Origin of the sequence: Actinomadura sp. GTD37, assembly GCF_041951365.1 — a bacterium.
GTDB lineage: Bacteria > Actinomycetota > Actinomycetes > Streptosporangiales > Streptosporangiaceae > Spirillospora.
Genome location: NZ_JBGNUS010000003.1, coordinates 37,726 through 50,537 on the forward strand (window position 1 = coordinate 37,726; position 12,812 = coordinate 50,537).

Consider the following 12,812-nt stretch of genomic DNA (forward strand, 5'->3'; position numbering starts at 1 on the left):
CCGATGACCGTACGAGAGGACACGGCGCCGGCGACCCGGCACACCGAGCACACCACCCGGATCAAGGCGCCGCCCGACGCGGTCTACCGGATCGTGGCGGACGTGACGACCTGGCCGGTGCACTTCCCGCCGACCGTGCGCGCCGTCCGGCTGTCCGGCGACGACCGCGCGGAGCGCATCCGGATCTGGGCGCTCGCCAACGGCGCGCTCCGCACCTGGGTGTCGGAGCGCGCCCTCGACGCCGCCGCGCGGACCGTCGAGTTCGCGCAGGCCGAGCCGAGCGCCCCGGTCGCCGCGATGCGCGGGACCTGGCGGATCGAGCCGGACGGGGACGGCGGCTCCCACGTCGTCCTGGTGCACGACTACGCCGCCGTGGACGACGACGCCGACGCCCTCGCGCTCATCGACCGGGCCGTCGGCGCCAACAGCGAAGCGGAACTGGACGCGCTCAGGCGCGCGGCCGAGACCGACGCCGCCGCCGGCCTGACGCTGGAGTTCAGCGACGGCGAACTCGTCCAGGGGCCGCTGGAGGCGGCCTACGACTTCGTCAACGAGTGTGACCGGTGGCCCGAGCGGCTCCCGCACGTGCTGCGCGTCGCCCTGACCGAGGACGAGCCCGGCCTCCAGTTCATGGAGATGGACACCCGGTCGCCCGACGGGTCCGCGCACACCACCGCGTCCGGGCGGGTGTGCGTGCCGGGTGAGCGCATCGTCTACAAGCAGACCACGACGCCCCCGGTCATGCGGACGCACAACGGCGAGTGGCTGTTCGAGCCCGCCGGGGACGGCGCGGTCCGCGTCACGTCCCGGCACACGGTGGTCATCGACCCCGAGGCGCTGCCGGAGGCCGCCGGCGGGATGGACCTGCCGGCGGTGCGCCGGAAGATCCGCGAGACGCTCGGCGCCAACAGCAGGGCGACCCTGCGCGCGGCCAAGCGGTACGCGGAGAACGAGAGGAGCGGAGCATGAGGGAACTGACACTGGACGGCCTCAAGGACGCCCTGCGCGCGGCGGCGGGCGAGGCGGAGACCCTGGAGGACGGCTCGGCCGACCTCCTGGAGGTGCCGTTCTCCGACCTCGGCTACGACTCGCTCGCCGTCATGGAGACCACCGCGCAGGTGGAGCGCATGTTCGGCGTCGAACTGCCCGAGGAGGAGACCGCGGAACTGAAGACGCCCCGCGAATACCTGGCGTTCGTCAACGCCAGGATCGGCGAGACCGTGTAAGGACGCGAACGGCGAAAGAGCCGGCGGCCCAGGTTGGGCCGCCGGCTCTTTTACGCGCGTCTTCCTGCGCGCATTTCCGGGCGTTCAGAAAATGCCCGTTCGGGACGTTCCGTCAGGGCATTCCGTCACGGCATTCCGTCGACCCGGACGACACGCTCGCGGATCAGCCAGGAATCGCCGTCCGGGACCAGCACGTCCTCGCAGGTGGTGCTCGCGTGCAGGACGGTCCCGTTCTCCTTGCTCGACTGGAACACCAGGGCGTAACTGCGCACCCGGACGTTCCCGTCCTCGGGGACGATGCGGCTCATGCCGAGCCAGTGGCGCCGGACGATGCCCGCCTCCGCGAGCCTGCCGGCGACGGCCTGGGACGCCGACCGGATCTCGTCGCGTCCGCGGACGGGCTCGGGGTGGCCCTGGGCGTCGAACACGCCGTCGGGGGTGAAGGCGTCCGCCCACTCCTCGACCCTTCCGGCGTCGAGGAGCTGCATGTGCCAGGCGTAGAAGTCGTCGATGGCGGCCCGCAGCTCGGCGGGCGCGATGGTGGTCGGCACGGATGCTTCCTTTCGGTGGTTCCGGGTTCCGGTCAGTGGACGGGCTGCGCGGACGGCAGCCCGGTGCGGCGCGGCGGCCGGGGCCTCGGCACGGACCTCCTGGCCGCGCCGGGCCCCGAGGGCGCCGCGGTCTTCGACGCCGTGCACGTCAGCGGCGTCCTCGGCTGCTCGCCCTCCAGGACGGCGGCGTGCACCTCGCTCAGCTCCGGCGACGGGCTGAGCCCGAGGTCCTCGGCGAGGATGTGCCGGGCCGCGTGGAACGCCTCCAGGGCGTCGTAGCGGCGGCCGGACCGCGCCAGCGAGCACACGAGCAGGCTGTGGTACCACTCGTCGTACGGCTTCAGCGCGACCAGCGAGCGCAGCTCGCCGATGAGCTCGCGGTGCCGGCCGAGCCGCAGGTCGGCCTCGATGCGCAGGTTCAGCGCGTGAGCGCGGTGCTCGTCCAGGGCCGCCGCGTGGCCCTCCAGCACCCGGCCCAGCTCGACGTTGGCCATCGGCGGGCCCGTCCACAGGTCGAGCGCGTGGCACAGCGGTTCCACGGCGTCGGCGGCGCGGCCGTCCTGGAGCAGCGCGCGGCCCTCGGCGAGCAGCCGGTCGAACCGGCTGAGGTCCAGTTGCCCGGGGGCGACGCGCAGCAGGTAGCCGGGCGGCCGGGTGAGGAGGGCGTCCTCGCCGCCCGCCGGGCCGCCGCCGGCGGTCAGCCAGCGCCGGATCTGGTACACGTACGTCTGGGCGGTGCGGGCCGCGCTGCGCGGGGGGTCGTCGCCCCACAGCTCCTCAATGATCGTGTCGAGCGGCACGACACGACCACTGCGCACCAGCAGCAGCGCGAGCGTGTTCAGCACGCGCGGCGCGGTCGGTGCGAACGCCGATCCGCCGCCCGCGACCTCCAGCGGGCCGAGCAGCTTGAAGTGGAGCATACGAGTTTCGACCTCCGTGGATCTGGTCGTGGTCGTTCATGACATTCGCCGCTTCTAGCCATGAAGGCGGGCTCTAAGCGCCGCATCGTCGTTCGGTGACGCGCGCTCTCCGGAACGTCCATCGCCGAGTGGGCCGTTCGGTCCGTCCGGGATGTCGAAAGGAGTACTCCGCGGTCTGGGCGAACGCGTTTCCCGCACTCGCCGCCGGTTATCAAGCGCGACGTCAATGAACCCTCGTCGACCGAAGAGGAGTGGTCCTCGGTGACGACCGAAACGACTGTCGCCGGAAAGGGCGCGTCAGAGCGGCTCGGGCTCGTCCTCGCCGTCTGCTGCGCCGGGCAGTTCCTGGTGGTGCTGGACGCCTCGGTGATGAACGTCGCGCTCCCCTCCATCCAGACCGCCCTGCACTTCCAGACCGGCTCGCTGCAATGGATCATCAACGCGTACACGATCGTGTTCGCGGGATTCCTGCTGCTCGGCGGGCGGCTCGCCGACATCTACGGGCGGCGCCGGGTGTTCCTCGGCGGCATCGGCGTGTTCACGCTCGCGAGCCTGGCCGGCGGGCTGGCCTGGAACCCGGCCTCGCTGCTGGCCGCGCGGGGCGTGCAGGGCCTCGGCGCGGCGATCATGGCCCCGGCGACGCTGACCGTCCTCGGCACCACCTTCACCGACCCGGAGCGGCGCGCCCGCGCGTTCGGGCTCTGGGGCGCGGTCGCCGCGGGCGGCGGGGCGATCGGAGCGCTGGTCGGCGGCGCCATCACCGAGTGGCTCTCCTGGCGCTGGATCCTGCTCGTCAACGTCCCCGTCGGGGTGCTGCTGACGGCGGGCGCGGCGTACGCGGTCACCGAGTCCCGCAAGGAGGACGGCGACCGCCGGATGGACCTGCCCGGCGCCCTCGCCATCACGGCCGGGCTGATCCTGCTCGTGTACGGCATCGTCCGGTCCGAGAAGGAGGGCTGGGGCTCGCCGCAGATCGTCGTGAGCCTGGGCCTGGCGGTCGTCCTCCTGGCCCTGTTCGCGGTGAACGAGGTCCGCCGCGAGAGCCACCCGCTGGTGCCGCTCGGCATCTTCCGCAACCGCTCGGTCACGGCGGCCAACCTGGTGGCCTTCACCAGCACCGCCGCCCTGTGGGGGACGTTCTTCCTGTTCACGCTGCTGCTCCAGCTCGTCCTCGGGTACAGCCCGCTGGAGACCGGGTTCGCGTACCTGCCGCTGTCCCTCGGCATCGTCGTGGCCGCGCGCGGCATCGCCCCGCTGGTGCCGAAGACCGGCCCGCGCCCGCTGCTGGTCGCCGGGCTGCTGCTGTCGGCGGCCGGCCTGGCGTGGCTGTCGCGCGCCGGGGCGGGCGCCGGCTTCCTCGCCGACCTGTTCGGGCCGACGCTGGTGCTCGGCGTCGGGCAGGGCCTCGTGTCGGCGTCCATGACCGTCGCGGGCACCTCCGAGGTCGGCTACCGCGAGCAGGGCCTGGTCTCCGGGCTGCTCAACACCAGCCGCCAGGTCGGCGGCGCGCTCGGGCTGGGCATCCTCGCGGTCGTCGCCGCCGCGCACACCTCCGCGGCGGCGCACGGGGCGCACGCCACCGAGCGGGCCCTCGCCGCGGGCTTCGACCGCGCCCTGCTCGTCTCGGCGCTGTTCCCGCTGCTCGGCGTGGCCGCGGCCCTCGCCGTCCCGAAGGTCCGCCCCGACCAGGAGCGGGACGCGCGCGGCTGAGCCCTCTCGACAGCATCCCGACAGGACGTCGACGGACGCGGACGAGAGTGGGCCCCATGGATGCGAGCCAGCGAGCGACCCCGATCGCGGTCCCTCCCGTCCGCAAGCACGTCGACGTCCCCGTGCCGGCGGAGCGCGCCTTCGCGCACTTCACCGGGCGGCCGACCGAATGGTGGCCGGACAGCCACGCGCTGGTCGCCGCGCGGGAACGGGTCGTCTTCGAACCCCGGGCGGGCGGCCGCTGGTACGAGCGCTCCGCCGACGGCTCCGAGCTCGACTGGGGCCGCGTGCTGGTCTGGGAACCGCCGAACCGCCTCGTGCTGACGTGGCGCATCGACGGCGACTTCCGTCCCATCGGCGACGACGAGCGGGCCAGCCGCGTCGAGGTGACCTTCACCCCGAACGGGCCCGGGTCGACCCGCGTGGAACTGGCCCATGTGGAGCTGGCGCGGCACGGCCCGGCGGCCGGGCGCGTTCGCGCGGCCATCGACGGCCCGAGCCCCGGCGACACGCTCGCGCGATTCGCCGCGACCCTCACCTCAGGAGGCGACCATGCCTGACCACGAATGCCCGCACGCGCACGAGCAGGGGAACGGGGCGCGCGGCACGCCCTTCCCGTGGCGGCGCCCCGGCCCGTTCGAGCCGCCCGAGCCGCACGGCGAATGCCGCGCGCGGCCCGGCCTCACCTGGGTGCCGCGCTCCGCGGGCGAACCGACCTGGGTCGTCACCAGGTACGCGGAGGTCCGGGAGGCCCTGAACGACGAGCGGCTCGGCAACGACCGGGGCCATCCGGGGTTCCCCGCCCCGTTCCCGATCCCCGAGGACTTCACGCTCAACTCGTCCCTGCTCGGCATGGACCCGCCCCAGCACACCGACTACCGCAAGCGGGTCGCCAAGGACTTCACCGTCCGGCGCGTCAAGCTGCTGCGGCCCCGCGTCGAGGAGATCGTCGACCGCCGGGTGAGCGCGCTGCTGGACGCGGGCCCGCCGGGCGACCTGCTCGCCGGCTTCGCGCTGCCCGTCACCATCTCGGTGATCATGGAGCTGCTCGGGATCCCCGCGAAGGACAAGGACTTCCTGCACGTCCGGACCCGCACCATGTTCGGCGGGACGGCCACCGCCGCCGAGCGCAAGGAGGCCGTCAACCAGCTGGACGCCTACTTCCGCGCCCTCGTCGCGGCCAAGTACGACGATCCCGGCGACGACCTGGTCTCCAAGCTCACCGGCGCCTTCCCGCGCGAGGACGACTTCGACGAGCTGGTCCACCTGACGCGGCTGCTGTTCAACGGCGGGCACGAGAGCACCGCCAGCATGATCGCGCTGGGCACGCTGGCGCTGCTGTGCCACCCGGAGCAGCTCGACCTGCTGCGCGGCGACCCCGGCCTCGCGCCGTCCGCCGTCGAGGAACTGCTGCGCTACCTCAGCGTCACCGACCTCACCACGGCGCGCGTCGCGCGCACCGGCCTGACGATCTCCGGCACCGAGGTGCGGGAGGGCGAGGGCGTCTTCCCGCTCACCGCCGCCGCCAACCGGGACCCCGAGGCGTTCGACCGCCCCGACGAGCTGGACATCACCCGCGGGTCCCGCAAGCACCTGGCCTTCGGCCACGGCCGCCACCTCTGCCTCGGGTCCGAGCTGGCCCGGCTGGAGCTGGAGGTCGTCTTCCGCACGCTCTACCGGCGGCTGCCCGAGCTGCGGCTCGCCGTCCCGTTCGAGGAGCTCTCGTTCAAGGACGGCGGCCTGGTGTACGGCGTCGAGGCGCTGCCCGTGACCTGGTGACCCGTCTGGAGTGATGAACCATGACCATGACCACGACCGACGAGCGCACGGCCCTCGACGCCGCGGTGCGAGCCGCCGCCGAACACGCCGAGGAGGCCGACCGCACCGGACGGCTGGACGGCGCGGCCGTCGCCGCCGTGGCCGCGACCACCCTGCCCCGGCACTTCGTGCCCGCCCGCTGGGGCGGCGCGGAGTCCACGTTCCGCGAGCTGACCGGCGCGGTCGTCCGGCTCGGCGAGGCGTGCGCGTCCACCGCCTGGTGCGCCGCGATGTTCGCCTACACCGGCCGGTTCGCCGCGCATCTGCCGGACGGCGGCCAGCGCGACCTGTGGGACGGCACGCCGGGCGCGCTGCTCGTCCCCGGCCTGGTGCCCGCCGGGTCCGCCGAGGAGACCGAGGGCGGTTACCTGCTGCGCGGACGCTGGCGCTACGTCAGCGGCGTCGAGTTCGCCGACTGGGCGCTCATCGCCGGGCCCGCGCCGGGCGGCGTCGAGCCGCGCTTCTTCGCGGTGCCCCGCGCCGACTTCGCCTTCGAGCCGACCTGGGACGCGGTCGGCATGCGCGCCACCGGCAGCCACACCCTCACGGTGGACGGGGTCTTCGTGCCCGCGCACCGGACGGTGCCGTTCAAGGAGGTGATGGGCGGGCTGAACCACACCTCGCAGGCGCCGCAGCACAACGTCCCGCTGCCCGCGGTCGGCGGCCTGACCTGCATCTCCGCGCTGATCGGCGCGGCGCGCGGCGCGCTGGCCGCCGCGACCCGCACCGCCGCCGCCAAACGCGCGGCGGCGCCGCCCTCCGCCGCGCCGCGCAGCGGGGGACCGCCGCCCGCCGGCGACGCGGCGGCGCTGGACATCGCGGCGTCCGCCGCGCGGATCGAGGCGGCCGAACTGCTGATCGGCGAGGTCGTGTCGGCGCTGGACGCCGGCGCGGGCCGTCCGCGCGCGTTCGAGAACGCCAACCGCGCGTCCTACGCGGCGTCCCTGCTGGTGGAGGCGGTCAACGCGCTCATGAAGTCGGCGGGCACCGCCGCGCAGGACCGCGGCGACCCGCTGCAGCGCTGCTGGCGGGACGTCACCGTCGGCTGCTCGCACGCCGCGCTGCGCCCCGAACGCGCCGCGTCCGGCTTCGTCGACGCGCTCGCCGAGCGCACCTGAACCCGCCGGAGCCCGAGAGGAGACGACGATGGAATACGGAGTGGCACTGCCCACCATGGTCCGCGGGGTCCGCGGCGGTGAACTGCTGGACTGGGCGCGCCGGGCGGAGGCGGCCGGGTTCGCCGACCTCGCGGTGCTCGACCGGCTCGTGTACGGCAACGCCGAACCGCTCGTCGCGCTGGCCGCCGCCGCGGCCGCGACCGAACGGATCAGGCTGACCACCGGGATACTCATCGCCCCGTACCGGGGCAACACGGCGCTGGTCGCCAAGCAGGCCGCGTCCGTCCACCACCTGTCGGACGGGCGGCTCACGCTCGGCGTCGCGGCGGGGGCCAGGCCGGACGACTACGCCGCGGCCGGCGCCGAGTTCGGCGACCGCGGCCGCCGCCTCGACACGATGCTCGCCGAGATGCGCAAGATCTGGGCGGGCGGCGAGATCGGCCCCGAGCCGCCCGGCGGCGAGCCCGAGATCCTCGTCGGCGGCCGGGCGCCGGCCGCGCTGCGCCGCGTCGCCGCGCACGGCGACGGCTACTTCGCCGCCGCCGGGCCGCCGCACGCGTTCGCCGAGCGGGCCGCCGAGGTCCGCCGCCGCTGGCGGGAGTCGGGACGGCCCGGCGAACCGCGCGTCGTCGCGCAGGCGTACTACGCCCTCGGCCCGGACGCGGACGCCGCCGTCCGCGAGCACCTCGGCGACTACTACTCCTTCGCCGGGCGGCTCGCCGCAATGATGATCGAGGGGACGCCGACCGGGGCCGCCCGGCTGCGCGAGACCGCCCGCGCGTTCGCGGAGGCCGGATGCGACGAACTCGTCCTGGTGCCCTGCGCGTCCGGGCCCGAGCAGCTGGACCTGCTGGCCGACGCACTCGGGGAGGACGCCTGATGTCCCGGCGAAGAACCGTCATCACCGGGATCGGCGTGGTCGCCCCCGGCGGGATCGGCACCGGGCCCTTCTGGGACCTGGTCACCTCCGGGCGGACGGCGACGCGCCGCATCACCCAGTTCGACCCGTCCGGCCACCGCTGCCAGGTCGCCGCCGAGTGCGACTTCGACCCCGCCGCGGCGGGGCTCGCCCCCCGGGAGATCCGGCGCACCGACCGGTTCGTCCAGCTCGCCAAGGCGGCCGCGCGGGAGGCCGTGGACGACAGCGGCCTCTCCGTCGACGACCGGCTCGCCGCGCGGACCGGCGTCGCGATGGGCAGCGCGGTCGCCGGGACCAAGAGCATGGAGGCCGAGTACGTCGTGCTCAGCGACGGCGGCGCGCACTGGAACGTCGACCCCGCCTACGTCAGCCCGCACATGTACGACTACTTCCTGCCCAGTTCGGTGGCCGCCGAGGTCGCGCTGACCACGGGCGCCCGCGGGCCGGCCACGGTCGTCTCGACGGGCTGCACCTCCGGGATCGACGCGGTGGCGCACGCCGCCGAGGTGATCCGGGACGGCGCCGCCGACGTCGTCGTCACCGGCGGCAGCGACGCCCCGATCTCGCCGATCACCGTCACCTGCTTCGATGTGATCAAGGCGCAGTCGGTGCACAACGACGAGCCGGCCCGCGCCTGCCGCCCGTTCGACCGCACCCGCCGCGGCCTGATCCTCGGCGAGGGCGCCGCCGTCCTCGTGCTGGAGGAGTACGAGCACGCCCGGCGGCGCGGCGCGCGGATCTACACCGAGCTCGCGGGCGCCGCGTCCCGCTGCAACGCCTTCCACATGACCGGCCTCAAACCGGACGGCCGGGAGATGGCCGAGGCGATCACCGCCGCGCTCGGCGAGGCCCGGATGGACCCCGGGGACGTCGACTACGTGAACGCGCACGGCTCGGGCACCAAGCAGAACGACCGGCACGAGACCGCGGCGTTCAAACGCGCCCTCGGCGACCGCGCCCGCCGCGTGCCGGTCAGCGGCATCAAGGCGGCGGTCGGCCACTCGCTCGGCGCGATCGGGTCCATCGAGATCGCCGCGTGCGCGCTGGCGATGGAGCACGGCGTGGTGCCGCCCACCGCCAACCTGCGCGAGTCCGACCCCGAGTGCGACCTGGACTACGTCCCGCTCGTCGCGCGCGAGCACCGCGTGCGCGGGGCGCTGACGGTCGGCAGCGGATTCGGCGGGTTCCAGAGCGCGATGGTGTTCCGCGACCCGGAGCGCGCCGCCGAAGGGAGGAGCGCATGAGCGGCCAAGCCGTGGTGACGGGCATCGGCGTGACCGCGCCGAACGGGATCGGCGCCCCCGAGTACTGGGACGCCGTCCGGGACGGCCGGTCCGGCCTCGGCACGATCACCAGGTTCGACGCGTCCGGCTACCCGGTGGCCGTCGCGGGGGAGATCCCCGAGTGCCCGGCCGAGCGGGAGCTGCCGGAGCGGCTCCTGCCGCAGAGCGACCGGGTGACCAGGCTCGCGCTCGTCGCCGCCGGCGAGGCGCTGCGGGACGCGGCGATCAAGCCGGGCGACGTGCCCGAGTACCAGATGGGCGTCGTCACGGCGAGCACGTCCGGCGGCCTGGAGTTCGGGCAGCGGGAGCTGCAGAAGCTGTGGGGGAGCGGGTGGCGCGACGTGAGCGCCTACATGTCCTTCGCCTGGTACTACGCGGTGCACACCGGCCAGATCTCCATCCACAACGGGATGCGCGGCCCCGGCGGCGTGCTCGCGTCCGAGCAGTCCGGCGGGCTGGACACGCTGGCGTTCGCCCGCCGGAAGATCCGGGCCGGCACCGCGACGATGGTGGCCGGCGGCGTCGACGGCACCCTCTGCCCGTACGGGGTCGCGATCCAGACCGCGAGCCGGGAGCTCAGCCCGTGCGCCGACCCCGCGTCGGCCTACCTGCCGTTCGACGCGGAGGCCGGGGGCTGCGTGCCGGGTGAGGGCGGGGCCGTCCTCGTCGTCGAGGACCGCGCCGGCGCCGAGGAGCGCGGCGCCCCGCAGGTCTACGGCGCGGTCGCCGGGCACGGCGCCGCGTTCGACCCCGAGCCCGGCTGCGCCGACGGCCTGCGCCGGGCGGCGCTGGCCGCGCTGGACGACGCCGGGCTGCCCGCGGCGGCGGTCGACGTGGTGTTCGCCGACGCGGCGGGCCGCCGCGACCTGGACGACGCCGAGGCGGCGGCGCTGACCGGGCTGTTCGCGCCGCGCTCCGTTCCGGTCACCGCGCCCAAGTCGATGACGGGGCGGCTGCTGTCCGGCGGCGCCGCGCTGGACCTGGCGACCGCGCTGCTGTCCCTGCGCGACGGGGTGATCCCGCCCACCACCGGCACCCGTCCGGGACGCGCCGACGACCGGCTCGACCTGGTCGTGGGCGAGCCGCGCCCCGCCGGCCTCGGCACGGCCCTCGTCCTGGCCCGCGGCCGCGGCGGCTTCGCCTCCGCCGCCGTCCTCACCCGTTGACCTGCGGCGTGTCGTTGTTATCGGGCGGCTCAAAACAACGACACGCCGCAGGTGAACGTAGCTCTAGGAGGATGTATGGCTCGCGTCATGGCCTTCCGGGTCGCTGTTCCTGAGGGGGAGGTCGACTGCCTGCGGCGGCGGGTGCGCGCCACCCGGTGGGCGCCCGACCCGTCCGGCACCGGCTGGTCGCGCGGCGTCCCCACCGCCTACCTGCGGCGCCTCGCCGAGTACTGGGCCGACGGGTACGACTGGCGGCGGCACGAGGCGGAGCTGAACGCCCACCCGCAGTTCACCACCGAGATCGACGGGGCCCGCGTGCACTTCCTGCACGTGCGCTCCGCGAACCCGGACGCCGTCCCGCTGGTGCTGCTGCACGGCTGGCCGGGGTCGGTCGCCGACTTCCCCGCCCTGATCGGCGCGCTCCGGGACGACTTCCACCTGGTGGCGCCCTCCCTGCCCGGCTTCGGGTTCTCCGGTCCGCCGCCGGGGCCGGGCTGGACGGACGGCCGTACCGCCCAGGCGCTGAACGCGCTGATGGACCGGCTCGGATACGCCGGGTACGGCGTGCACGGCGGCGACGTCGGGGCCTTCGTGGCTCCGCTCATGGGCCGGGACGCCCCGGACCGCGTCCGCGGCGTCCACGTCAACGCCCTGGTCACGGTGCCCGGCGGCGACGACGACCCCGACGCGCTGGACGACGCCGACCGCGAGAGGCTCGACGCGCTGCACCGGTGGCAGGAGAACGAGGGCGCGTACCTCCGCGTCCAGGGCACCAGCCCGCAGACGCTCGCGCACGCCCACCACGACTCGCCCGCCGGGCTGCTCGCCTGGTTCGCCGAGCGCTACCGCGACCTGACCGGAACCGCCGACCTGCCGGACGACGCCGTCGGCGCGGACGCCCTGCTGACCGACGTCAGCGTCTACTGGTTCACCGGCACGGCGGGCTCGGCCGCGCACAGCTACTACGAGCGCTTCCACGACCGGGCGGAGCGGGAGCGGGACGGCCGCTCCCCGGTGCCCACGGCGGTGGCCGTCTTCCCCACCGACCACGCCATCAGGCCGTTCGCCGAGCGCGCGCACACGATCGTCCGGTGGACGGAGTTCGAGCGGGGCGGCCACTTCCCCGCGCTGGAGGCCCCGGACCTGCTGGCCGCCGACCTCCGCGCCTTCTTCCTCGACGAGATCTTCAGGAGGCCGTGATGACCGAGCCGCACCTGCGACGGCTGGCCGCCGGCGTGCACGCCTACGTGCAGCCGGACGGCGGATGGTGCCTGAACAACGCCGGCGTCATCGCGTCCGGCGGCACCACGATCGTCGTGGACACCGCCGCGACCGTGAAACGCGCGCTGGCCCTGCGGGACGCGGTGCGCGAGGTGGCGTCCGCGCCGCCGCGCCTCGTCGTGAACACGCACTTCCACGGCGACCACACGTTCGGCAACTGCGTCTTCACCCCGGAGGCCGTCGTCGTCGCGCACGAAGGGACGCGCGACGAAGCCATCCAGGCGGACCTGCACCTCACGGGCCTCTGGCCGGACGTCGAATGGGGCGACATCCGGCTCGAACCGCCGAGCCTCACCTACGAGCGGCGGATGACGCTGCACGCCGGCGACCTGCGCGCCGAACTGTTCCGCGTCGGCCCGGCGCACACCCGCGACGACACCGTCGTGTGGCTGCCCGGCCAGCGGATCCTGTTCGCCGGAGACCTCGTCATGTCGGGCGTCACGCCGTTCTGCATGATGGGGTCCGTCGAGGGCTCCCTGCGCGCGATCGAGCGGCTGCGCGAACTGGCCCCGGCCGTCGTCGTCCCCGGGCACGGGCCGGTCGGCGGACCCGAACTCCTGGACGAGGCCGAGCGCTATCTCCGCTGGGTGCGCGACCAGGCCAGGCAGGGGCTCGCCGACGGCCTCGACCCCCTGGAGATCGCGCACCGCGCCGAGCCGGACGGGCGGCTCCTCGACCCCGAACGCCTCGTCCCGAACCTGCGGCGCGCCTGCGCCGAGGAGCGCGGCGCCCCGCCCGGCGAGCGCATGGACGTCGCCGCGATGTTCGGCGAAATGATCGACTACCACGGCGGCCCGCTGCCCTGCCGAGCCTGATCCGG

General features: G+C 74.8%; 13 protein-coding genes. 11 read left to right on the plus strand and 2 right to left on the minus strand.

The window, feature by feature from the left end:
- Positions 1-3: 3 nt before the first annotated feature.
- Positions 4-969 (plus strand): aromatase/cyclase, encoded by a 966-nt coding sequence (locus ACA511_RS18600; protein ID WP_375025642.1) that lies wholly within the window; start codon positions 4-6, stop codon positions 967-969.
- A complete protein-coding gene (locus tag ACA511_RS18605) occupies positions 966-1,226 on the plus strand; it encodes an acyl carrier protein (RefSeq protein ID WP_375025643.1) in 261 nt (86 codons plus the stop codon). Before ACA511_RS18600 ends, ACA511_RS18605 begins: the two co-directional genes overlap by 4 nt.
- A 125-nt stretch (positions 1,227-1,351) precedes the next feature.
- Here ACA511_RS18605 and ACA511_RS18610 read toward each other — a convergent pair whose 3' ends face one another.
- Entirely contained in the window at positions 1,352-1,777 is a 426-nt protein-coding gene (locus tag ACA511_RS18610; protein ID WP_375025644.1) for a nuclear transport factor 2 family protein, read from the minus strand.
- Between the two features lie 32 nt (positions 1,778-1,809).
- A complete protein-coding gene (locus tag ACA511_RS18615) occupies positions 1,810-2,697 on the minus strand; it encodes a BTAD domain-containing putative transcriptional regulator (RefSeq protein ID WP_375025645.1) in 888 nt (295 codons plus the stop codon).
- Positions 2,698-2,958: 261 nt separating this feature from the next.
- Between ACA511_RS18615 and ACA511_RS18620 the strand changes: the two genes are divergently transcribed.
- The 9 genes from ACA511_RS18620 to ACA511_RS18660 all read left to right on the plus strand — a co-directional run bounded on the left by ACA511_RS18620 (position 2,959) and on the right by ACA511_RS18660 (position 12,807).
- Entirely contained in the window at positions 2,959-4,407 is a 1,449-nt protein-coding gene (locus ACA511_RS18620) for an MFS transporter (RefSeq protein WP_375025646.1), read from the plus strand.
- Between the two features lie 56 nt (positions 4,408-4,463).
- Positions 4,464-4,967 carry an SRPBCC family protein gene (locus ACA511_RS18625; RefSeq protein WP_375025647.1) on the plus strand — a complete coding sequence of 168 codons (504 nt, stop codon included), beginning with the start codon at positions 4,464-4,466 and terminating at the stop codon, positions 4,965-4,967.
- Positions 4,960-6,186, plus strand: coding sequence for a cytochrome P450 (locus tag ACA511_RS18630; protein ID WP_375025648.1), 1,227 nt, complete (start codon positions 4,960-4,962; stop codon positions 6,184-6,186). The genes ACA511_RS18625 and ACA511_RS18630 overlap by 8 nt, the downstream gene beginning before the upstream one ends.
- Before the next feature lie 20 nt (positions 6,187-6,206).
- Positions 6,207-7,343 carry an acyl-CoA dehydrogenase family protein gene (locus ACA511_RS18635; RefSeq protein WP_375025649.1) on the plus strand — a complete coding sequence of 379 codons (1,137 nt, stop codon included), beginning with the start codon at positions 6,207-6,209 and terminating at the stop codon, positions 7,341-7,343.
- A 28-nt stretch (positions 7,344-7,371) separates the two neighbouring features.
- Positions 7,372-8,223 carry an LLM class flavin-dependent oxidoreductase gene (locus ACA511_RS18640; RefSeq protein ID WP_375025650.1) on the plus strand — a complete coding sequence of 284 codons (852 nt, stop codon included), beginning with the start codon at positions 7,372-7,374 and terminating at the stop codon, positions 8,221-8,223.
- A complete protein-coding gene (locus ACA511_RS18645) occupies positions 8,223-9,506 on the plus strand; it encodes a beta-ketoacyl-[acyl-carrier-protein] synthase family protein (RefSeq protein WP_375025651.1) in 1,284 nt (427 codons plus the stop codon). Before ACA511_RS18640 ends, ACA511_RS18645 begins: the two co-directional genes overlap by 1 nt.
- On the plus strand, positions 9,503-10,711 hold the full coding sequence (locus ACA511_RS18650) for a beta-ketoacyl synthase N-terminal-like domain-containing protein (protein ID WP_375025652.1): 1,209 nt from the start codon (positions 9,503-9,505) through the stop codon (positions 10,709-10,711). Before ACA511_RS18645 ends, ACA511_RS18650 begins: the two co-directional genes overlap by 4 nt.
- 75 nt (positions 10,712-10,786) lie before the next feature.
- Entirely contained in the window at positions 10,787-11,911 is a 1,125-nt protein-coding gene (locus tag ACA511_RS18655) for an epoxide hydrolase family protein (RefSeq protein ID WP_375025653.1), read from the plus strand.
- A complete protein-coding gene (locus tag ACA511_RS18660; RefSeq protein ID WP_375025654.1) occupies positions 11,911-12,807 on the plus strand; it encodes an MBL fold metallo-hydrolase in 897 nt (298 codons plus the stop codon). The genes ACA511_RS18655 and ACA511_RS18660 overlap by 1 nt, the downstream gene beginning before the upstream one ends.
- Positions 12,808-12,812: the final 5 nt, after the last annotated feature.